General features: G+C 53.2%; 23 protein-coding genes. 10 read left to right on the forward strand and 13 right to left on the reverse strand.

What is annotated here, in order from left to right; translation table 11 throughout:
- Window positions 1–126 precede the first annotated feature (126 nt).
- The 3 genes from GO984_RS16650 to GO984_RS16660 all read right to left on the reverse strand — a co-directional run bounded on the left by GO984_RS16650 (window position 127) and on the right by GO984_RS16660 (window position 2,598).
- Complete coding sequence (locus GO984_RS16650) at window positions 127–483, reverse strand: RidA family protein (protein ID WP_157023749.1); 357 nt, start codon at window positions 481–483, stop codon at window positions 127–129.
- A 71-nt stretch (window positions 484–554) separates the two neighbouring features.
- Window positions 555–1,823, reverse strand: a complete 1,269-nt coding sequence (gene clpX, locus GO984_RS16655; protein ID WP_157023750.1) for an ATP-dependent Clp protease ATP-binding subunit ClpX — start codon at window positions 1,821–1,823, stop codon at window positions 555–557.
- Between the two features lie 142 nt (window positions 1,824–1,965).
- On the reverse strand, window positions 1,966–2,598 hold the full coding sequence (locus tag GO984_RS16660; protein ID WP_138164146.1) for an ATP-dependent Clp protease proteolytic subunit: 633 nt from the start codon (window positions 2,596–2,598) through the stop codon (window positions 1,966–1,968).
- A gap of 253 nt (window positions 2,599–2,851) precedes the next feature.
- Between GO984_RS16660 and GO984_RS16665 the strand changes: the two genes are divergently transcribed.
- Window positions 2,852–3,859: a GlxA family transcriptional regulator gene (locus tag GO984_RS16665; RefSeq protein ID WP_157023751.1), complete on the forward strand. Its 1,008-nt coding sequence runs from the start codon at window positions 2,852–2,854 to the stop codon at window positions 3,857–3,859.
- A gap of 81 nt (window positions 3,860–3,940) precedes the next feature.
- Here the strand turns inward: GO984_RS16665 and GO984_RS16670 are convergent, their stop codons facing one another.
- A complete protein-coding gene (locus tag GO984_RS16670) occupies window positions 3,941–4,291 on the reverse strand; it encodes a hypothetical protein (protein ID WP_245226999.1) in 351 nt (116 codons plus the stop codon).
- Between the two features lie 156 nt (window positions 4,292–4,447).
- On the opposite strand from GO984_RS16670, the gene GO984_RS16675 reads away from it, so the two are divergent.
- The 3 genes from GO984_RS16675 to GO984_RS16680 all read left to right on the forward strand — a co-directional run bounded on the left by GO984_RS16675 (window position 4,448) and on the right by GO984_RS16680 (window position 7,365).
- The gene (locus tag GO984_RS16675) at window positions 4,448–5,326 is read left to right on the forward strand and encodes a LysR family transcriptional regulator (protein ID WP_157023752.1); all 879 of its coding nucleotides are present in this window, start codon (window positions 4,448–4,450) and stop codon (window positions 5,324–5,326) included.
- Between the two features lie 85 nt (window positions 5,327–5,411).
- The gene (locus tag GO984_RS23385) at window positions 5,412–5,588 is read left to right on the forward strand and encodes a hypothetical protein (protein WP_167740382.1); all 177 of its coding nucleotides are present in this window, start codon (window positions 5,412–5,414) and stop codon (window positions 5,586–5,588) included.
- Between the two features lie 127 nt (window positions 5,589–5,715).
- Window positions 5,716–7,365 carry a U32 family peptidase gene (locus tag GO984_RS16680; protein WP_157023753.1) on the forward strand — a complete coding sequence of 550 codons (1,650 nt, stop codon included), beginning with the start codon at window positions 5,716–5,718 and terminating at the stop codon, window positions 7,363–7,365.
- 148 nt (window positions 7,366–7,513) lie between these two features.
- Here GO984_RS16680 and GO984_RS16685 read toward each other — a convergent pair whose 3' ends face one another.
- The 8 genes from GO984_RS16685 to GO984_RS16720 all read right to left on the reverse strand — a co-directional run bounded on the left by GO984_RS16685 (window position 7,514) and on the right by GO984_RS16720 (window position 14,828).
- Entirely contained in the window at window positions 7,514–8,560 is a 1,047-nt protein-coding gene (locus tag GO984_RS16685; protein ID WP_157023754.1) for a c-type cytochrome, read from the reverse strand.
- Complete coding sequence (gene soxC, locus GO984_RS16690; protein ID WP_157023755.1) at window positions 8,544–9,815, reverse strand: sulfite dehydrogenase; 1,272 nt, start codon at window positions 9,813–9,815, stop codon at window positions 8,544–8,546. The genes GO984_RS16685 and soxC overlap by 17 nt, the downstream gene beginning before the upstream one ends.
- Window positions 9,816–9,922: 107 nt before the next feature.
- The gene (gene soxB, locus GO984_RS16695; RefSeq protein WP_157023756.1) at window positions 9,923–11,626 is read right to left on the reverse strand and encodes a thiosulfohydrolase SoxB; all 1,704 of its coding nucleotides are present in this window, start codon (window positions 11,624–11,626) and stop codon (window positions 9,923–9,925) included.
- 102 nt (window positions 11,627–11,728) lie between these two features.
- Window positions 11,729–12,589: a sulfur oxidation c-type cytochrome SoxA gene (soxA, locus tag GO984_RS16700; protein ID WP_425339657.1), complete on the reverse strand. Its 861-nt coding sequence runs from the start codon at window positions 12,587–12,589 to the stop codon at window positions 11,729–11,731.
- Window positions 12,590–12,616: 27 nt separating this feature from the next.
- Entirely contained in the window at window positions 12,617–12,946 is a 330-nt protein-coding gene (gene soxZ / locus GO984_RS16705) for a thiosulfate oxidation carrier complex protein SoxZ (RefSeq protein ID WP_138164139.1), read from the reverse strand.
- Window positions 12,947–12,987: 41 nt separating this feature from the next.
- The gene (gene soxY / locus GO984_RS16710; RefSeq protein ID WP_157023757.1) at window positions 12,988–13,404 is read right to left on the reverse strand and encodes a thiosulfate oxidation carrier protein SoxY; all 417 of its coding nucleotides are present in this window, start codon (window positions 13,402–13,404) and stop codon (window positions 12,988–12,990) included.
- Window positions 13,405–13,454: 50 nt separating this feature from the next.
- The gene (soxX, locus tag GO984_RS16715) at window positions 13,455–13,931 is read right to left on the reverse strand and encodes a sulfur oxidation c-type cytochrome SoxX (RefSeq protein ID WP_157023758.1); all 477 of its coding nucleotides are present in this window, start codon (window positions 13,929–13,931) and stop codon (window positions 13,455–13,457) included.
- 159 nt (window positions 13,932–14,090) lie between these two features.
- Complete coding sequence (locus GO984_RS16720) at window positions 14,091–14,828, reverse strand: cytochrome c biogenesis CcdA family protein (protein WP_157023759.1); 738 nt, start codon at window positions 14,826–14,828, stop codon at window positions 14,091–14,093.
- Between the two features lie 109 nt (window positions 14,829–14,937).
- Here GO984_RS16720 and GO984_RS16725 point away from each other — a divergent pair, with 109 nt between their 5' ends.
- The gene (locus GO984_RS16725) at window positions 14,938–15,351 is read left to right on the forward strand and encodes a hypothetical protein (protein WP_157023760.1); all 414 of its coding nucleotides are present in this window, start codon (window positions 14,938–14,940) and stop codon (window positions 15,349–15,351) included.
- A gap of 57 nt (window positions 15,352–15,408) precedes the next feature.
- A complete protein-coding gene (locus GO984_RS16730; protein ID WP_138164134.1) occupies window positions 15,409–15,744 on the forward strand; it encodes an ArsR/SmtB family transcription factor in 336 nt (111 codons plus the stop codon).
- On the opposite strand, the gene GO984_RS16735 is transcribed toward GO984_RS16730, so the two are convergent.
- Window positions 15,717–16,409 carry a phosphotransferase gene (locus GO984_RS16735; protein ID WP_157023761.1) on the reverse strand — a complete coding sequence of 231 codons (693 nt, stop codon included), beginning with the start codon at window positions 16,407–16,409 and terminating at the stop codon, window positions 15,717–15,719. The genes GO984_RS16730 and GO984_RS16735 overlap by 28 nt on opposite strands.
- Window positions 16,410–16,696: 287 nt before the next feature.
- Here GO984_RS16735 and GO984_RS16740 point away from each other — a divergent pair, with 287 nt between their 5' ends.
- The 4 genes from GO984_RS16740 to GO984_RS16755 all read left to right on the forward strand — a co-directional run bounded on the left by GO984_RS16740 (window position 16,697) and on the right by GO984_RS16755 (window position 21,272).
- Window positions 16,697–17,755 (forward strand): YeeE/YedE family protein, encoded by a 1,059-nt coding sequence (locus GO984_RS16740; protein WP_157023814.1) that lies wholly within the window; start codon window positions 16,697–16,699, stop codon window positions 17,753–17,755.
- Window positions 17,756–17,850: 95 nt separating this feature from the next.
- Window positions 17,851–18,327 carry a DUF302 domain-containing protein gene (locus tag GO984_RS16745; protein WP_157023762.1) on the forward strand — a complete coding sequence of 159 codons (477 nt, stop codon included), beginning with the start codon at window positions 17,851–17,853 and terminating at the stop codon, window positions 18,325–18,327.
- Window positions 18,328–18,475: 148 nt separating this feature from the next.
- Window positions 18,476–20,089 (forward strand): thiamine pyrophosphate-binding protein, encoded by a 1,614-nt coding sequence (locus GO984_RS16750; RefSeq protein WP_157023763.1) that lies wholly within the window; start codon window positions 18,476–18,478, stop codon window positions 20,087–20,089.
- Window positions 20,076–21,272 carry a CaiB/BaiF CoA transferase family protein gene (locus GO984_RS16755; RefSeq protein WP_157023815.1) on the forward strand — a complete coding sequence of 399 codons (1,197 nt, stop codon included), beginning with the start codon at window positions 20,076–20,078 and terminating at the stop codon, window positions 21,270–21,272. The genes GO984_RS16750 and GO984_RS16755 overlap by 14 nt, the downstream gene beginning before the upstream one ends.
- Window positions 21,273–21,429 lie beyond the last annotated feature (157 nt).

The raw sequence follows: 21,429 nt of genomic DNA on the forward strand, positions 1-21,429 counted from the left end.
GTCTTGATATGACCTAGTTTGGGGCCAAGGTCCAGATGCTGTGCCCTCTCAGAGTACGCAGGACGTAGAGGACGCCTGTTTTTTCCCACGTCCAAGTCGGCAAATGAGGGGATGATCCAGTTTCAGTTAAGGTAGTAACGCCGTCACCTCGATCTCAATGCGATATTTGGGATCAATCAGACCACATTCGATCATCGTAGCGGCGGGCGGATTGTCACCAAAAGTTTCCGCGAGAATCGGCCAGCAGGGCGCGAACTCCGTTCGGTCAGGCAAGTAGTAGTTTACACGTACGACTTGGGCAAAACTGCTGCCAGATTCATCCAGTGCCTTACCTATGATCTCAAGCGCTGAGCGGCACTGTTCCAGGGCTCCCTCCCCCTGCCCCACAGTTCCTGCCACATGTACGAACCCGCCTGCAACAACTGCGCGGCAATAGCCCACTTTGCTCTCGAATTCACCGCCCGAGGAAATACGTGTGATCAACTTCTCTTCTCCCAATAGGAAACGGCGCGGGATAAACCGCGCCGTGTTTGATAAGTCAGGTACCCTATGGCTTACCCGGCCGACGCAGGCTCTTTTTCAGCATCTGCGTGGATCATCAGCGGCTCAACTTTTGAATTCACCGCTTCTTCGTTCACCACCACCTTGGTGACGCTGTCCATTCCGGGCAGCTCAAACATAGTGTTGAGCAGGATATCTTCGAGGATTGACCGCAAACCACGCGCACCGGTCTTACGCTCGATGGCGCGTTTAGCAATCGCGCTCAATGCATCGTCGGTAAAGTCCAGTTCGGTCTCTTCAAGCTCGAACAGTCGCTGATACTGTTTAACCAACGCGTTCTTGGGTTCCGACAGTATGGTGACCAATGCAGCTTCGTCCAGATCTTCCAGCGTTGCCAGAACAGGCAAACGGCCAACAAATTCTGGAATCAGTCCAAACTTTAGCAGGTCTTCCGGTTCCAGATCCTGAAAGACCTCACCGACACCACGTTCGTCATTGTCACGCACATCAGCACCGAAGCCCATTGCTGAACCCTTGCCACGTGCCGCGATGATCTTGTCCAGACCGGCAAACGCGCCGCCACAGATGAACAGGATATTGGTGGTGTCGACCTGCAGAAATTCCTGTTGCGGATGCTTGCGACCGCCCTGTGGTGGAACACTGGCAACGGTACCTTCCATCAGCTTCAGCAAAGCCTGCTGTACGCCCTCGCCCGACACATCGCGGGTAATCGAAGGGTTTTCAGACTTACGAGTGATTTTATCGACTTCATCAATGTAGACGATACCACGCTGGGCACGTTCAACATTGTACTCAGAGGCCTGAAGAAGTTTCAGAATGATGTTTTCAACATCTTCACCCACATATCCTGCTTCGGTCAGAGTGGTCGCATCTGCCATTGTGAATGGCACATCCAAAATCCGGGCCAGTGTCTGTGCCAACAGTGTTTTACCGCAACCAGTTGGGCCGATCAGCAAGATATTGGATTTCGCTAATTCAAGTTCTGATCCCGCTTTCTGGGCGTGGTTCAGACGCTTGTAGTGATTGTGCACCGCCACTGACAGCACCTTCTTGGCCATTGCCTGACCAATCACATAGTCATCCAGAACGCCGCATATATCCTTAGGAGACGGCACACCATCGGTAGCTTTCAGCCCCGAGGCCTTGGTCTCTTCGCGGATGATGTCCATGCACAATTCGACACATTCGTCGCATATGAACACAGTCGGGCCCGCAATCAGCTTGCGCACCTCATGCTGGCTTTTGCCGCAGAAGCTGCAGTAAAGCGTATTTTTGCTGTCGCCGCTCGAGTTCGTCGCCATGGTCTACCTTTCAGTCCGCGCCAGGAGCTGCCCGCCACAGGCGTCTCCCGCTTCAAAAACAGCTTAAGCCAGTGCCTCAGCCGCTACAATCGTAAAGTGCGCCCCAGCCTGTCTGGGGCGCAGTGGTTAGCTAGAGAGAGCTTCAGCTCTCTTCGTCATCACCTTTGGGCCGGTTAGCCACGATTTCATCGATCAGGCCAAATTCTTTGGCTTCTTCAGGTGACATGAAATTATCGCGCTCCAGCGCGGCTTCGACCTTGTCCAGCTCTTGGCCGGTATGTTCCACATAAATTTCGTTCAGACGGCGCTTCAGTTTCAGCGTCTCTTCGGCGTGAATCATGATGTCAGTAGCCTGCCCTTGAAACCCACCAGAAGGCTGGTGCACCATGACACGCGAGTTGGGCAGCGAAAAGCGCATGCCCTTTTCACCTGCGGTCAGCAACAGCGACCCCATTGATGCCGCCTGACCAATCACCAATGTCGAAACTTTGGGTTTGATGTATTGCATGGTGTCATAGATCGATAGGCCAGATGTCACCACGCCACCCGGGCTGTTGATGTACATCGAAATTTCTTTGGATGGATTTTCCGCTTCAAGGTGCAACAGCTGCGCCACGATAAGTGAGCTCATGCCGTCATGCACCGGACCATTCAGGAAAATGATCCGCTCTTTTAACAGGCGTGAGAAAATATCATATGCCCGTTCACCGCGGCTGGTCTGCTCCACAACCATGGGGACGAGGGTGTTCATGTAGGTTTCTTTTGGATCGAACATTTGGGCCTGCCTGCTTTGAATGTAATCGGGACCATACCCGACAGAGTGTTACTTGATTCTTAGTATCGCGGCCAAAGGGCTGCAAGAGGGAGCAAAAAAAATGCATTTCACCGCCGATGTTGAAATATTTCCGTCGCATTCCCCAAATTCGCCGTCGCAAACTGGTGGTTGGTCTGCGTAAGTTCAGTTTACCACGCTGTTAGATACGCCTTGTAGCCACTGATTACAGTGCCCGACGCCACAGGATCTCATCATGCAGACTGACAGCTTTGTCCAAAAAGGCGCAGCCGCCAAACTAGCGATCCCCTTTAGTGGTGCGCCAAAGGACTTTTACTTCCTGCTGCTTCCCAAGGCAACGATGTTACCTGTGGCGGCGGCGATAGAGCCACTGCGCATTGCAAACCAGGTCACCAACACAGAACTGTACCGATGGTACACCATGAGCGAAGACGGCACGCCAGTCACCTGTTCAAACGGAATGACAGTCACACCAGATCTGGCGTTGGAACAATTACAACAAGACGCTGAGGTGTTTGTATGCTCGGGTGTTGAGCCGCAACACGCGGCGGGTGAGCCAACAATAAACTGGTTGCGACGGGAACACCGGTTTGGTCGCCGTCTTGGCGGTATATGTACTGGCGCTTTTGCTCTGGCCCAGGCTGGTTTGCTGAGGGGGCAGGAATTCACCCTACACTGGGAGAACCAACCCGGTTTCTCGGAGATGTTCCCCGACCTTCACCCCTCGCCCAATATCTACGAAATCTCCAGCAGCCTAGTGACCTGTGGGGGGGGCAATGCCGCTACCGATATGATGCTCAATCTGATACAGGAACGCCACGGCAAGAAACTGGCCATCATCGTTGCCGATATGTGCCTGCATGTGCGGTCCGGGGGGCAGATGGCGCCGCAGAAATCTAACTATGCTGTGGCTATAGGCAGTCGAAACCAAAGGTTACTCACTGCATTACAGCTGATGCAGGAGGCCATCGAGGACCCGTTGTCGATCATAGAACTTTGCGATCAACTGGATATTTCACGACGGCAACTGGAGCGGCTGTTTTCTCGCTATTTGGACCAAAGCCCAATGCAGGTCTATTCCGATATGCGCCTAAGCCATGCTTACGGTCTGATGAACGAAACATCGATGTCCGTAACCGAGATTGCACTAGCCTCTGGCTTCAACAGCGCCACACATTTTTCTCGCTTGTTCAAACGCAAATTTGGGGCCAGCCCTCACTTCTTCAGAAAGGGCTGGATCTAATTTTTGTAGTCGTAAATGAAGTTGTACGAACTCTGAAATTTGCTTCAAACTTCGCTTGGCTATGACTTGATCTGAATTAGATCAATGGGCCTGATAAATACGAATATCGGGGTCAGCCAAGACGTAGGGTTTCAGCGCGACAAAAACATCTTGGGTAAACAAGTCACTGGAGAGATACTTCTCTGCTGCTTCGTTTGTTGCAAACCCATGCAATACTTGCACATCAGTATCCCGTACCAGCAGCGTTTTTGTTTCAGCCCCATCAATGCTGCTTAAGAAGGGCTCTTTGTATTCCGCATAGATAGCCGCTGCCGCTGCCCGGTTTTCCGGTGCGATCGACAAAGTGATTTCCAAAAACGAACCCGGGTCGGCAAACGCTGAGGTTGCCATGAGAGACGTACTCAACACGATCGACTTCAGAAGTGGGGTCATAGACGTATTCCTTAAATTCTGTTTCAGTCCAATCAGGCTGCCAGACGGCCATCGTAGAGAGAAATTGCTTCTGTGAATGATATCATTCACAGAAAGAACTAATTCTGGCGCGGTCAAACCGTTAACGTGACTACGTGATGAACGATGGGATGAAACATGAATTTCCAACAACTTAGATTTGTGGTGGCCGTCGCTGAGACGCATTCGTTCACCAGTGCAGCAGATCTTTGTTGCGTCACGCAGCCCGCCCTTTCAAACGCTATCGCGCAGTTGGAAGAAGAACTGGGTGGCAAGCTGTTTGATCGGACAACCCGGTCAGTCGCATTAACTGACTTTGGGCAAATACTAATCAATGACATTCGGCACATTATTGATGCCAAATCTCAGCTGATGGTAGGGGCATCCGAGTATCTGACGCGCGATGATCGTAATGTCAGGGTCGGCATTTCACCACTGATCAGCGATGACTTTGTTGCAGCTATGTTGTCCCGTATCGAAAACTTAGATGGAGGCCTGAACATTATCCTGTCGGAAATGAACAAGGCTGACATCCAACCTGCCCTAAACACCGGTCAGATTGACTTTGGTCTTGGCCCTGAACCTTGGGACGAAGACAGCCTGGTTTCCAAACCCATCTACAGCGAGCCCCTGCTATATGTCTCTGCCACCCAAAGTGAACGGACCGACGAACCGGCTACACTTGAGACCCTGTCAGGCAAACAAATTCTACTCGTTGGAGAAGACTGTGGCCTATCCGTCGCCATTCGCACCTTATTTCATGTCAATCAAATCCCATTGGTTGAATACGAAGGTAAGGCGCTTGGCTATTCTATTCTGGAAAAATGGGCGCAGTTAGGGATTGGCATAGCATTGCTGCCGGCATCAAAAGTGGCCAATGTTTCCTGCGCGCGTCGTTTGATCAACCGGGATGGGGCAGCTGTTTCTATAGGGTTTAACGCGTGCTGGAAACCGTCCCAAGAGCTTAGACACAGTTTTGCTGCAGTAAAAATGGCGCTGCAGGCGGACGCGCTTTAGGCTCTCAGGTTCAAATATTATCCAATAGTCCCAAACCCCACGGCTCATGTTGCCTAGTTTCTGGATAGGCGATACGGTCAGCCATATGAAACATGTACCCAAAAAAACTACCGACGATGCCCTTATTCAGGAATTTCTAAATAAAGGCGGCAAAGTCAGCGTTGGTAAAACCAAACCTCTTCCAAGCGAGTTGAGCATTAGCAACAACGCTTGGAACAACAAGCTAACCAAAGAAGAGAAAGCCGCACGCGACAAAAAGTAGGACTAACATACTTTTTCAGGTTAGGCTCTGGGCGCGTTTGCGGAACGGTCCTGTTCGGGAAATTTGGGTTCACAAGCTGCAGCAACTACCCTAAAACGCGGTTTTCATCCCTACTCCGGCTGGTCACATGTCCCAACACCGCTCCGAACTGCTAATGCCTGCGGGTAATCTGCGTAAGTTGAAAATTGCGATCCTCTACGGGGCTGATGCCGTTTATTTGGGCACGCCTGATATGTCCTTGCGGACCAAATCCGAGTTTTCTCTGGAAGACGTCATCGAAGGTGTCAATTTCTGCCATCAGCATGGGCGCCGCGCCTATCTGACTTTGAACCTGTACTCGCACAACAAAGACATCCCCAAGCTGGATGAGTACATTGATACCGTGAGACAGGTGAAACCAGACGGGTTAATCATCGCGGATCCAGGCGTTTTTCAGTATGTCCGCGAACGCGCGCCAGAAATCCCACTGCATGTCTCGACCCAGGCTAATATCTGTTCATGGTTATCCGTACAGTTCTGGCAGAAGCAAGGCGCCGATTTGGCGGTTCTGGCGCGCGAGGTGTCTTTCCCTGAACTGGAAGAAATCCGCGAAAAATGCCCTGATATCAAACTCGAGGCCTTTGTTCACGGCGCCATGTGCATGACCTATTCTGGCCGATGTCTGCTATCGAACTTTATGGCGGAACGTGGTGCCAATCAGGGTAACTGCGCCAATTCTTGTCGCTGGAACTACAAGTTCCACATGCGTCTGAAAGACGGCACCGTGCAGGAGCTGATCGTTGATGACAGCAATCACGACATGTTCGAATTCCTACTGGAAGAAGGCGTGCGACCCGGAGAGTTTCTGCCCATTCAGGAAGATGAGCGCGGCAGCTATATCCTGAACTCCAAGGACCTGTGCCTGATGCCAAAACTCGACGATTATCTGCGCATCGGTGTGGATAGCCTAAAGGTCGAAGGTCGCGGCAAGTCGGAGTACTATGCAGCAGTTGTAGCCCGCGCCTATCGTATGGCGATTGATGACTATTATGCCGATCCAGAAAACTGGGATGCGTCCGACTACATGGGTGAATTGGAAACCGTCGGCAACCGAGGCTACACACTAGCCTTCCACAAGGGCCGGCTGACCAATCTGTCCCACGGATATGAACACACCGCAGCAATTGCCACTTGGGAGTATGCAGGTGTTGTGAGCGAAGTAACCGAAGATGCGTTCTTGGTTGAGGTCAAGAACAAGTTGGAGCCCGGTGATGTACTGGAGATGGTCTCGCCCATAGCCCGCAATACTATTCTGCTGCGGGCTTATGATTATGAAATCGCTGCCAGCGGCCAACGTAAAGACGTGGTGCATGGGTCGACCAAATCCGTGATCCGCCTCCCTTTCTCGCTGTTCGAGCAAGAAGACCAGAACGATCTGCGCAGCAACTTTCCTGCCTTCACGGTAATCCGCAAGGAACGCGCGCTAAGCGATGAACAGTGGAAACGTCTGCAACTGGACAAGACTGCGCAGGCTATGGAAGTGCGCGACAGCACAGGTGAGACCGCCTATAAACGTCGTCGCAATGCATTGGTTGAGGCCATCGAGGCCGACACCAACGAGAAGCGGTTCAAAACCAACCGCGTGGGCACACAAGGCTGTTGTGGCAAAGGCTGCAATGGCTGTTTGATATTCTGGCAAGGTGATGAATATGCTGTCGCTCGCGACGTGCTATTGCAGCGCAAACAGGGCGAGCAGCTGAGCCGTGCCGAAGCAAACGAATTCAAACTACCGGTTTAAAAAAGCTCGGAAACAACCAACCAGTTGGCTGTAAAAAAACCAGCCTTTCGCTTGGGTTCAGGTCTCAATTGTGAATTTTCGACTTTGAATGGAAAAGCCCCGAACGCGGTTCGGGGCTTTTCGTTTTCTTATTCATTCTCTTAGCTTCTCACTGAGAAACGGATTGCAGATACGCAAGAATTGCTGCGATATCTTTTTCCTTTTTCAGCCCCGAGAACGACATCTTGGTGCCCTTCATATATTTCTTGGGTTTGGCCAAAAATGCTGCCAGCTCTTGTTCATTCCAGACCAGCCCACTTTCGGCTGCAGCCATCATTGGTTTGGAATACTTGAAGCCGTCGACCTGTCCAGCAGTTGCGCCAATGATTCCGTTCAAAATCGGACCCGTTCGATTTTTGGCCCCTTCGCCAACCTGATGACAGGCTTTGCACTTTTTGAACGCCTTGGCGCCCTTGGCCACCAGTTCTGGGTCTAAAGCGACAGTTTCGACCACAGGCTCTTGCACAGGCTGTTCAGCATCGGCTTCAGTCACTTGGTCTTCGGCTGCTGTACCGGATTTGGCAGCCGTTTCTTCGGGCGTTACATCCAGTACCAGTGCGCGCATGGTGATTTCTACGCTGTCTTTACAATTGGTCATGCAAGCATCGTTGAAATTTACATACTCGGCTTCGGCCCGGTCATCCAAGATAAAGCCGCCAGCGTTTGGCATTTCGACCTCAAGGAAGTTATCCTTGTTCAATACAAAATCCTCATCTACCAGATCGTTGGAATACAGGATGTAGGCAACAATGGCATAGACCTCGTCCGGCTCAAGCGACTGCGCATTGCCAAACGGCATTGACCGGTTCACGTAGTCCCATGTGGTCGACAGGTACGGCCAGTAAGACCCAACGGTTTTCAGCGGGTCCTCGTGGTCCAGCGTCCCTGCCCCGCCGGCAAGCTTTGGCCAGTTCCCAACACCTTCGGCAAAGTCACCATGGCAAACGGCACATTGTTCGGCAAAGATATCTTCTCCATCCAGAACAGATCCCGATCCAGCTGGCAGGCCAGTGCCATCAGGGCTAACATCCAAATCCCAAGCGGCAACTTCTTCTGGCAACGCCGGGCGACCCAAACCATAGGTCTCGGAATAAGCTGGGGCTGCAAGTAATGTCATCAGTGAGGCGATAACGGTAAGCTTATGATACTTCGACATTTTCGGCCTCTCCGCTTTCCTTGACCCACCAGGTCTGGATGCAATTGTTATGGTAGATAGAGTTCAGACCGCGCACGTCGCGCAGCTGGGTTTTGGTTGGCTGTACATATCCGGTAGCATCCTTGGCGCGCGCCTGTAGGAACATTTCCGTACCATCCCAATTGTGGTCCAGATAGAACCGGGTCATCGCCTTGTCCTGTCCCGGGGCAGCCAGACGTGCCTCGATCCAGTTTTTGCCACCGTCAACTGAAACATCAACGCCAGTGATAGCCCCATTCCCAGACCAGGCTAGGCCAGTGATAACCAGCGGACCCGTGCCGTGTTTGATCGGCGCTTGCGGGCTGGGCGAGGTGATAATGGACTTGGCATCCATAACCCAGGTCCATTTGCGCGCGATGCCATTGGCCAGATTGTCTGTGTATTTGCTGGTTTCTTCGCGACTTTCCACCGGGGCATCCTTGACCTCGATACGACGGAGCCACTTGATCCACATGTTGCCTTCCCAGCCCGGTACAACCAATCGCACAGGGTATCCGTGTTCCTTGCGCAGAGCTTCGCCGTTGGCCTTAAACGCGACCAGAACATCGTCCAGTGCCTTCTCCATCGGAATGGAACGGCCATTCGACGAAGCATCCGCCCCTTCGACATAGATCCACTTGCCTTCAGGTTTGACGCCAACCTCTTCTAGCAAAGTTCGCAGCGATACGCCGGTATATTCCATGTTGTGGATCATACCGTGCGTGAACTGCGCCCCGTTCAACTGAGCCCCTGCCCACTCCATGCCGGTGTTGGCAGCACATTCACAGAAGTAGACATGGTTTTCCCGTGGGAACCGTTCCAGATCCTCGTAAGTGAACACTAATTCCTGATCTACCAAGCCATTGATCATCAGGCGGTAGTCTTCCTTGCGCATCTCGATTGCGCCCGAGTGATGGCGCTCAAATGCACACCCCTGCGGTGTAATGGTGCCGTCCAATGCATGGATTGGTGTAAAGTTGATCGACGAAATCGTATCGGCGGTCAGCCACTCCACGTTGCGCCGTACCACGTCCTGTTCGAACTGGATTGGCAGGCCATATGGCGTTACATCAACGCCATCACCGAAAGACGAAGCCCAATCCTGAACTTCTGTGATCAAGGGATCAGGACCAGCTGCCTTGGCAGCACCCGCCGCCACAGCCCCTGCCCCGGCAGCGGCCGCACCAGTCAGAAACTGACGGCGCGATGGAGAATTGTGTTTGGAGCTATCACTCATTTGATGGCCTCCTAAGTTTAGAGACAAATTCACATGTGTGAATTCGTATGGGTAAAAAAAATCACTGACTGACCGAGACGCGGCACCGCATCCCGGCCAAAGTGAGGTTAGATGCCTTCGACTTGAACCGAGGTATTGGGAACAGTTGAAATGGTGCCGAGTTTCTTGATGTGGTTTTCAACCACATCCCAAATCTGGGGACCTTCAGTATCTTCGTTAACGCTGGCCCAGCCCGCTACGGTGTAGGTCTTGGATGGGTCAATTTTTTCACCGGTTTTCAGCAGCGTCATCTCGGTGATGCGATCGCCCTGTGGCTTAGTCACATCAATGCGATAACCAAGACCACCTACACGGACCATATCGCCACCCTGCTGGTAATAAGGATCCGGATTGAACAGGTTGTCAGCCACGTCTTCCAAAATGACATGAATAAACTCACCGGTCATTTCGGTGCGATAGGCCTTGCCATAAGACATCGACGTGACGTTAAAGATGTCCTCGCGTGTGATCGCCTGTCCCGGCAGGATCGATGGCCCCCAGCGTACGCCGGGCGACATGGCAATATCGGCCTCACGTTCGGACATCAGCGCATCACAGATCAGGTCGTCCCATGTGCCATTGAAGTTGCCGCGACGATACAGCAGCGAGTCATCGTCCGTATGGCCAATCACCTCTTCCAGGTCGGCCGAGTAAGGCGCCCGCTGCTCTTCGATCAATTTGGTTACGGTGGCATCTGGCGCAATGACATCTGCAAAAATAGGGATCAGCTTGTGTTTATAGCCCATCATCTTGCCATCGCGAATGTCGAGATCAACGCGGGATACGAATTTACCATTGGAGCCAGAGGCCACAATCACGGTTTGACCAACCAGCACCGGCTCAGGCAACGCGTCATGGGTATGGCCTGACAGAATCACATCAATACCGCTGACAATGCCTGCCATTTTTTTATCGACGTCAAAGCCGTTGTGCGACAGCACCACGACACATTCAGCCCCTTTGGCACGGACCTCATCGACCATTTTCTGCATGTTTTCATCACGGATACCAAACGAGTATTCCGGGAACATCCAACCGGGATTGGCAATTGGCATATAGGGGAAGGCCTGACCAATCACCGCAACCTTCACACCGCCAGTCTCATAGAATTTGTAAGGCTTGAACAGCTCGGCTGGTTCATCCCACTCGGCATCAAAGATATTTTGCCCCAATGCGACAAACGGCAGCTCTTCGACAATCTGGTTGACCCGCTCGGACCCCAGCGTGAATTCCCAGTGAAAGGTCATTGCGTCTGGCTTAAGCGCGTTCATCACGTTGACCATGTCCTGGCCTTCGGTTTTGTAACAAGTATAGGAGCCGTGCCATGTGTCACCACCGTCTAACAACAATGCGTCAGGCCGTTCCGCCCGGATTGAGTTGATAACGGTTGAGACGCGATCCAGCCCTCCAACACGACCATAGGACTGTGCCAATGCGGAAAAGTCGTCATAAGTCAGCGCATAGGCCGAAGGGGACCCATCGGCGATTCCATAGGCTTTGCGGAAATCAGCACCCGTAATATGTGGCATCTGACCATTGGCGGCCCCGATCCCCAGGTTGACCGATGGCTCGCGGAAATAAATCGGGTTGAGCTGACCGTGTATGTCTGTGACATGGATCAGGCTAACGTTGCCGTAGGTGTCAAACTGAAGCAATTGATCCTGTGTCAGCGATTGTTGCGCCGCCAGGCGTGACCAATTGCCAAAGCCCGATGCACCAACCATGGCCGAAGCCGCCATTGAGACCTGAAGAAAATCACGACGTGAGATCATGGGGATCTGCCTTCACTTTAACACAAGCTACATATTCGCATGTGTGAATATTGATAAGAGGAGGATACCCCGCATCCCAAATTGGAACGCGGGGTAAGGTGTTTAGTTGCGGACCGCTGGTGCTTCGACCGAGAGACCATTGCCGCGTGAAGCGACATAGAGCTCAAGGGCAACAAACTCAGAAGAACCAGGTTTGTATGTTTCTGCACGTGTATCACGGACACAGCCCTTAAAGCGAGCATGCGAGGTGTTCAGCTTGGCATTTTTCAAACGGTAGGTTGGGAAACCGTTGATCTGACCCTGCGACAAGTGGTCGGCGCGGATCATGTTGCCATAGTTTTCCTCGTGACAGTTGGCGCAGGACAGGTCTAGCTGACCAGTACGGGTATAGTACATCTCTTTACCCTCTTCCCAAGTCGACTGAGCAGGGCCATCGATAGCAACATCAACCGGCATCCCGCGTGATTGAACTGAGATCAGCGCCTCCATACCTGCCATATCGCCACCAGTGTACTTCCATTTGTCAGCACCCATCTGGTTCACACGGCAGTCGTTGATCTGCATGGCCAGTGTACGAACTTCGCCGGCGGTTTCGTTCCACTTGGGATAGACGGCGCGGACACCTTTCATCGAGTCTTCGACATCGTCGTGGCACGACGCACAGGATTTGTCTTCGGTTCCTTCAACAGTGTCCCACTCGTCCTGCGCCAGATCAACAAAGATCATGCCCGGATTGTCGAAATCGTCAGTCTGCAACGACTGGGTCTCATCCTTACGGTAGAGCCAGCCCGAGTTGATTTCGTCCAGAACATCGGACAGGTGCGCCGGTGCAGCTGTGCGGGTGACCATATTCAGGTCACCATTGACAACCAGTTCGGCGGTCTCGTCTGCGCTGGCAACTGAGCCGAAAGCAACGGCTGCCAGAGTGATGGCTGTGAGGGTTTTCCCCATTGGCTTTGTCATATACGTAGTCCTCCCTGAGCCGCGAAATCAGCCGATTGCGACAGATTTCGTAGTGTCGTAGACCGATCCGTCATCGTCATACCAAGTGAACACAAAGTCACCGGCCTCAGGCACTGTTGCCTCGAACTGAACGTATGGGTTGGTCGAAATTGCCGGTTCCATAGTCATGTCCAGAACAGACTGACCGTTAAATTCAACCGTGAAACGGTTGATGATCGAACGCGGGATGAGGTTGCCCTCTTTGTCCTTGCGCTGACCACTTTCCATTTTGTGGCTGATCAGGGACTTGATGGTGATAACATCACCAGCTGCGGCCTTTTTGGGGACCTTGACGCGGGGTTTTACACCGGATGCCATATCTAATTCTCCTTAATTCGGGATCTGTGACTGGACAGCGATCAGCCGCCACAGCCCCCAATGGTCACTTTCACGGTCGAGCTGGCTTTGGCAAAAGAGCCATCTGCCAATTTGGCGATTGCAACAACATCCTGAGTACCGGCCAGACGGATCCGGGTAGAGGCTGATTGCGAACCGGCCAAAGGACCGAAATTGAACTGAGCAACGCCCGGTGTTGGGTTACCAGTTGCGACCAGCAAGATGGCGCTGGCGCCTGGTGCGCTGACTTCAACGGGAACAGTGTTGCCGTTTTCTGCGATTTCAGGTGCGGTCAAATCGATACCGGCATCACCCATATCAGCACCACCGGTGAAGGTGGCGATGACGTCATCGGCTGCAGCATTAACGCTGAATGGCAGCACGGTAACAACCGCTGCGCCCAGGCCCAGAGCCAGGGTGTCGCGACGTGAGAATTCCATATTCTCTCTCCTTTGGAAATATTAGAGGCTGTAGGGGGACCCCTAGTGCATCACTCTTCTTTTAGTGTCGCCAAAAAGGCGATGACATCTTCGATCTCCTGCGCCGACAGGATCGGCGTCAGCGCCTCTTCAGCAGCTTTGCCGGTATAAGCGTTGCCTGGACGGGTGAAGCCATCCACCTTGTAGAATGCAGGCATCACAGTACCGTCGAATGTCATTTTGGCATCGGTTAGCAAACCACGCAGCTCCGCTTCGCTCCAGCGCTCTCCAGCACCGTCAAGCGAGGGGCCTACTTCACCGTGGAATGGCACATCAGCCAATGCGGTGATGGCATGGCATGCTACGCAGTTGCCTTTGGATTTGGTGCCTGCAAGCATGGCGCCATTTATGGCATCGCCAGCTCCGCCGGTCAGCGACGCTGCAACCGCACCAGATTCGTCGTACTGAACGTCTTTCGGCGCTACTTCGCCGGCCAGTGCTGCGCCGCCAATAAGGGCCGCAGCCAAAGTCAGAGATGTAAGTTTCATAGTTCCTCCCGTTAGCTGCCACGCTGTCTGACGTGCTTAGCTTTGCATACCGTAGGCTACCGATAGGCTAGAAGGCAACAACAAATTCACAAATTCGAATTGGTTCGAACTGTTCACAAAAACATCAACGCTGGTAACAGTAACGCGACGGAACTGTGCTCAACCCAGCGCGGAAGCCCCCGGCAGCCAGCCCAGTAAGGCATAAGCAATCCATTGAACGCCACCAGTAGCAATAAGCGCCGCAAAGAGAATCAGCATCGCGCCCATCGCCTTTTCCACCATGACGACCAAGCTGCGATGACGGGACGCCCAGGCTAGAAATGGTCGCGCGAACAACGCTGCCAGAACAAAGGGAAAGGTCATTCCGATTCCATAGACCATCAGCAGCAGGGCGCCACGCCAGATATCACCCAGCCCTGATGCAATCATCAAGATTGCCGCCAATGCAGGCCCCACACAGGGCGTCCAACCAAAGCCAAACGCCAATCCCATCATATAGGCCCCACCAACCGTTGTGGCCTGAATGCGACTCTCAAGACGCGCCTCTCGGTACAGCATCGGCACTTGAATCACGCCCAGAAAGTGGAGACCAAATATCAACAGGATTGCAGCAGCCACATAAGACAACGAATCTAAGTACTGTCCAAACAACTGGCCCAGTGCAGTGGCCCCCATCCCCAGCAGCATAAAGACACTGGTAACACCTGCCGCAAAGCTAATCGCCGACACCAATAACCGCCGCTGGGCCCCAGGCACTATCCCACCATCATCACGCAGCTCTCCCACTGTAAGCCCCCCCATATAAGACAGGTAGAACGGGACCATTGGCAGCACGCAGGGCGTAAAAAAGCTGAGTAAACCAGCGAACAATGCGCCAAGCAGCGTAATTTCCAGCATGCGGGGTTTCCTCTAATGACCACCCAACAGAGACGTGAGGCAGCTTGCATTATTCACATATTCAAATTACATCATGGAATGCGCAACCACAAACGACAACAGGTGGACTATGGTCTTTCCAAATGTTCTCTCGACCACCCGTCGAGCATTTACCGCCGCAATGGCTGCTGGGATACTGCTTACCCTACCCGTTCAAGCCGCGGAATTGGTGATGGTAGAACAGCCTAACTGTGAATGGTGCGCACGCTGGGACGAGGAAATCGGCCCAATCTATCCCAAAACCAGTGAAGGCCGCTTTGCGCCACTGCGGCGGGTAGATCTGCGTGATCTGCCCGGTGAACTAGACGTTGCACGCCGAGTTAACTTCACCCCAACGTTCTTGATTATTGAAGATCAACGTGAAATTGGCCGGTTGGAAGGCTATCCAGGCGAAGATTTCTTTTGGCCGGTGATCGCTCAGTTGTTAAGTAAGCATGCCGGGTATGTTGCAGAGGATGCAACACCCAAGGATCCCGGCAGCTAATGGCACCGTTTCGCATGTCTGACGGCGAGTGCGAGCCCAGATAAGGAGAAGACACAGATGGCACTACCTCAGTTTTCCTCTGATATGGCTTCGGACGAATTGGACGCCATGGTCGATAATGCAACACTGGCCTCCAATTTTTTGAAGGCGATCAGCCATGAAGGCCGCCTGATGATCCTGTGCCATCTGGTAACAGGCGAGAAATCAGTCACCGAGTTGGAAGATTTACTGTCAGCCCGTCAGGCCGCCGTATCGCAGCAACTGTCGCGGTTGCGACTCGAGGGATTGGTGATTCCCCGCCGCGACGGCAAAGTGATTTACTATCGGCTGGCAGATGAACGCCCTCGGCGCATTCTTGAAGTGGTCTATGAATTGTTCTGCAAAAACGACTGATCCTCGGCCAGCAGATCCAGAACCCGTTTGGCCACAGCCGTCTGCTCCGCAGGGGCGGCCTCCCCAGCCAGAACAATCGCAGCGTTCCACAATGCCCACCCCATAGCGCGCTGCCAGCAATCCAACCCCAGTGGTAAAGCCGATGCAAACTCTTTGCGGCAAGTTTTGTCCAGATGCGTCCAGGCAATCACCAGATCACAAGCTGGATCACCTACCGCCACCAACCCGAAGTCAATCACGCCAGACAAGCGCCCGTTCGTAGTCAGCAAATTCCTGGGAGCTATATCTCCATGCACCCAAACAGGTGGGGACTGCCAAGTGCTAGTCAAGGCTTGCTCCCAGATCCGTAATAAGCTGCCCTGACACTGTGTCTTAAGTTGTTTCAAGGCCGACAGGGTCTCAGTTTCGTAAACTCGCAGATCTCCGCCACGGTAAAAGTTTTCAACTCCGGGCAGCAGACCAGTTAGTGTAGGGCTCTGCTGCAGCTTACCGAGATACTGGCCAAGATCGCGCGCTAAGATCGGATCTGTAATCAACGCGGTAGCGTCAATTGGGGCACCTTCCACCCAATGCAAAATGGAACACGAATAGGGATATCCATACCCTGCCGCCCCATAGCGTAAAAATTTGGCAACTGAACCGATGGTTGGGAAGTCAGCCGACATAGCCCCAGTTTTTCACGTTTGATCTGCGGTTCATATCGCTTCGCGGACGGCACACGTACCACATAACTATCACCAAGTCGAAAACTGCGGTTGTTCCACCCTCCGGGCTGGATTGCCTGAATAGACAATCCGCTAAATTGGGGGAATTGATCACCAATTAGGGCCCTGACCTGTCTGCGGCCGACATAAATTCTGTCATCCACCAAAACTCTACCTTGCAAACAAACATTCAAAAAATGCACTATGTGCTTGGATATGATTTTGGCACCTACTGGGGGACCCCGTCCATGCTGGATTTCCTGACTGACAGTCAAACCGTTGCCATTATTGGTTTGATCGGCGGCCTTTTGCTGGGTCTTGCAGCTCGACTGGGACGGTTCTGCACTCTTGGTGCGATCGAAGATCTGTTATACGGCGGATCCAGTCTACGTATGCGAATGTGGGTCCTGGCGATTGGTGTGGCCGTAATCGGCAGCTTTTCCTTGATCAGTCAAGGACTGCTGGACGAAACTGAAACTTTCTACCTGTCGATCCGCTGGATGCCTGCCGCCTCGATCTTGGGTGGTCTGATGTTCGGCTACGGCATGGCGCTGTCCGGCAACTGTGGATATGGCGCGATTGCCCGGCTGGGCGGAGGAGATCTCCGCAGCTTTGTCATTGTATTGGTGATGGGCGTTTCCACCTATGTTGCTTTAGCCGGCCCTTTGGCACCGCTGCGCAATTACCTATTCTTGCAAGAAGCCGTCACGTCTGAGTTGCCGCCGGGCCTGATCCACCATGTGGCAACCTTGACCGGTTTACCTTTGGCCGGGCTTGGTATCAGCGCCGGTTTTGTAATTGTCATCGCCGCTCTCTCAAATGCTGAATTTCGCCAAGATTATAGCGCGATATTCTGGTCGGTCGTTGTTGGGGTTGCCGTCGTTACGGGTTGGGCTGGCAGTTATTACATACACCTGAACGGGTTTGATGCGCTGCCGGTTGTCTCACATTCTTTTTCAGCCCCATTGGGCGAAACCATCTTATGGACCATGACCGGCAGCCTGCGACCGTTGTCCTTTGCGGTTGGATCGGTCGTAGGAGTTTGGGTTGGCGCCTTCGTCGGATCATTGATCAAAGGCCATTTTCGCTGGGAAGCCTGCGATGATCCGCGTGAGTTACGCCGCCAGATCATCGGGGCCGCTATCATGGGCGTTGGTGCGGTGGTCGCCATGGGCTGTACAATTGGACAGGGGTTATCTGCATTTTCGGTACTGTCGATATCTGCACCAGTCACCTTTCTGGCAATTTTCGTCGGCGCTGCAATTGGCCTGCGTCAGCTCATTGAAGGCTTTAAGCTAACCAGCTAAAATCCCAGTCTATGACTTCACGCCCCCACACGCATGTGTGACCCAAGCGGCCTGCTTTTTTGTATAAAATGGCAAGACTTATTCGGAGTTACACCATGAACCTGAAATTCCTTTTACCCACAGTGCTCCTTTGCGCTGTTGCCAGCGGGTCTTTGGCTGGCAATCTCCGACCGCGTGAGGGTTGGGTGGTCCTGGAAACCACCAAAACGTATAGCCAACTGATTGACGACGTGAAAACCGCCTCCAAATCAAACGGCATGGGCATAGTCACTCAGGCAGGTCCAACCAAAGCCGCCGCAAATCGCGGAATAGCCATCCCGGGTAACCGGGTCATTGGCATTTTCAACAATGATTTTGCGGTTAGGGTCCTTGCCACATCTACGGCTGCCATGATTGAGGCCCCAATCCGTCTTTATGTCACAGAAGAGACTGACGGCCATGCAACCCTATCTTACAAGATGCCCAGCCATGTCTTTTCACCCTACTTCAGCGAAGGTGGTATTGAGTTGGTTACTTTGGCAAATGAACTGGACCAAAAATTTAGCACAATCACTCAGCAAGCGGTCGAATAACGAACCATAACCAGCGACAAATGTCGCACGACACAAGCCCGGTCCATGTCGTTTCGATGCATACATTTGGTCACACTGACGTGATTGGGCTTGCACCTAAGTCGCTACTCCGCAATCTCGCACCCTAGCGAACAACGGAGAGCGCATAATGACCACCCCCACCCGCGCAGCGGATGTTTTGGCCCGGCGGCTGTATCAAGCCGGTTGCCGTCACGCCTTTGGAATGCCAGGAGGTGAGGTACTAACACTTGTGGATGCATTGCAAGCGGCTGGCATCACGTTCCACTTGGCCAAACACGAAAACTGCGCCGGATTTATGGGCGAAGCGGTCCATCACAGTGATGGTGCCCCAGCCATTTTGGTTGCCACCCTTGGCCCTGGTGCGCTGAACGGTGTCAATGTGGTTGCCAATGCTCATCAGGACCGGGTGCCAATGCTGGTGCTGACCGGATGTGTCGATGCCGCTGAAGAGCTCAACTACACCCATCAGGTGCTTGACCATCAAGCCGTGTTTGCTCCGATCACCAAGGCCACGTTTCGGCTCAACGCCGAAGCCGCAGATTTGATCGCAGACAAGGCCGTTGCTATTGCAACAACCCCGCGTAACGGACCCGTTCATATTGATGTCCCAATATCTGTTGCCGATGCCCCCGCCACAGACGGCGGCATTCGCCGCGCGCCTGCAAGAGCTACTGTGCCAGACAGCGCGGCCTTAGCGCAGGCGCGTGATTGGCTATCCGGCAGCAAACGACCTATTGCTATTATTGGCCTGGACGCGTTGCAAGAAAATGCTGGCGACGCAATCAAATCGTTTCTGGAAACCTTCCAGATTCCTTTTATCACAACCTACAAGGCCAAGGGTATCCTGCCCGAGGACCACGCCTTATGCTTGGGGGGAGCGGGCTTGTCGCCTTTGGCCGACACCCACCTTCTGCCCCTTCTGCATGATGCCGATCTGGTGGTTTGTATTGGCTATGACCCAATAGAAATGCGCCCCGGCTGGCGCGATGTCTGGGACTTAACCCGGCAAAACGTCATCGACATTACCCCAGAGCCTAACCTGCACTACATGCATCAGGCGCAGCTGAGTTTTGTCACGGCCATCTCCCCCACACTAACCGCGCTAGGCGCGGGAACGACGACACATGCTATTCGGGATGATGGTCAGCCCGAAGCCGCCAAGGCCGCGTTGAAAAAGGCTTTCCCTCAGGATGATAATTGGGGGCCAGCTGCCGTCATCGCAGAATCCCGTGCGGTGTTGCCGAAGGGGACACTGGCCACTGCAGACAGCGGTGCCCACCGTATCCTTCTGTCGCAAATGTGGGACTGTGAAGAACCGCGCGGATTGATACAATCTTCCGGCCTGTGCACCATGGGCTGCGCAGTGCCGATGGCCATTGGCCGCAAACTGGCGCAGCCCGATAGGCCTGTCATCAGTTTTTCCGGTGATGCTGGTTTCCTGATGGTGGCGGGTGAGCTGGCCACTGCAGCAGAAATGCAGATCGCACCCATTTTTCTGGTCTTTGTCGACGCCAGCCTTGCGCTGATTGAGTTGAAACAACGTCAACGACAAATGGCCAATGCAGCAGTGGATTTTGGTCGTCACGACTTTGCAGCTATGGGACGGGCCTTTGGCGGTAACGGTGTCACGGTACGCAATCGCAAAGAGTTGCGCGCAGCTTTGACTGATGCCATGACTGCGCAGCACTTTACTGTAATTGCAGCAGAAATCGAACCTGGAGGCTATGATGGCCGGATCTGAACTCTTGCCTCATGGCGCACTGCACGGGATCAAGGTCCTTGATCTGTCGCGTATTTTGGCTGGGCCAACCTGCACCCAACTGCTGGGAGATCTTGGTGCGACGGTGATCAAAGTGGAAAACCCAAAATCCGGCGGTGACGACACCCGCCAGTGGGGCCCGCCCTATGTAATGGATAAAGATGGCAACGACACGGATATGTCGGCCTATTTCATGTCTGCCAACCGTAACAAACGATCTGTGGCCATTGATATTGCCAGTGCGGATGGGCAGCAGTTCATCCGAAAGCTGGCCGCACAAGCGGACATACTGATCGAAAACTTCAAACCCGGCGGGTTGAAGAAATACGGCTTGGATTATGATAGCCTCAAAGGTGAATTTCCCCGGCTGATCTATTGTTCAATTTCAGGATACGGCCAGACCGGTCCGCACTCCCATAAACCTGGCTACGATCTTATGGCGCAGGGGTATGGCGGGCTCATGTCACTCACTGGAGAGCCTAAGGGCGAACCGATGAAGGTTGGTGTAGGCATCGCGGATGTGATGTGCGGCATGTATGCAACCGTTGGCATCCTTGCAGCCTTACGTCACCAAGATCAAACCGGCGAAGGTCAGCAGGTTGATATTGCGTTGGTGGACAGTCAGATTGCCTGGCTAATCAACGAAGGCGTCAACTATTTGACTTCAGGGGATCTGCCTCAACGACGTGGTAACGGTCACCCAAACATCGTGCCCTACGGAGTTTACCAGACCGCTGATGGTCACGTGATTCTGGCAGTGGGAAACGACAGCCAGTTTGGCCGGTTCCTCGAATTTCTAGGTCTTCAAGGGTTGGCCGGTGATCCTCGGTTTGCAACCAATCCGGCCCGGCTCGAACATCGGTTGGCGCTGGATGATGTTTTGATCCCGGCCGTACAACGCCACACAACTCAAGACATGATCACTGCGATGGAAGCCCGCAAAGTTCCTGCCGGACCGGTACAGGATTTAGAGACACTCTTTAGTTCGGATCAAGTGGCAGCACGCGGTATGAAAATTGAAATGCAATCGGATGCTGGACCCGTACATTTAATTGGTAATCCGCTGAAGCTCTCGCGAACCCCAGTGACCTATCGGTATGCGCCGAAGTGCTGTGGCGCTGACAGCGACGAGATTCTGTCTTCTGAAAGTCCGTTTGATATCTAAGCCCAAACAGCCTGTCACATTTTAACAGGTCAAGTGTTACAGAAATGAACAAAGCCGCGTCCCTGCCTGCACGCAAATGCAGTAAGGGGGCGCGGCTTTGGCGTAAAACCCCTTATCATTGACATAAACCGCAACAATTTCGGTGCAGATACACACG

Source organism: Parasedimentitalea huanghaiensis, assembly GCF_009753675.1.
GTDB classification, from domain to species: domain Bacteria; phylum Pseudomonadota; class Alphaproteobacteria; order Rhodobacterales; family Rhodobacteraceae; genus Parasedimentitalea; species Parasedimentitalea huanghaiensis.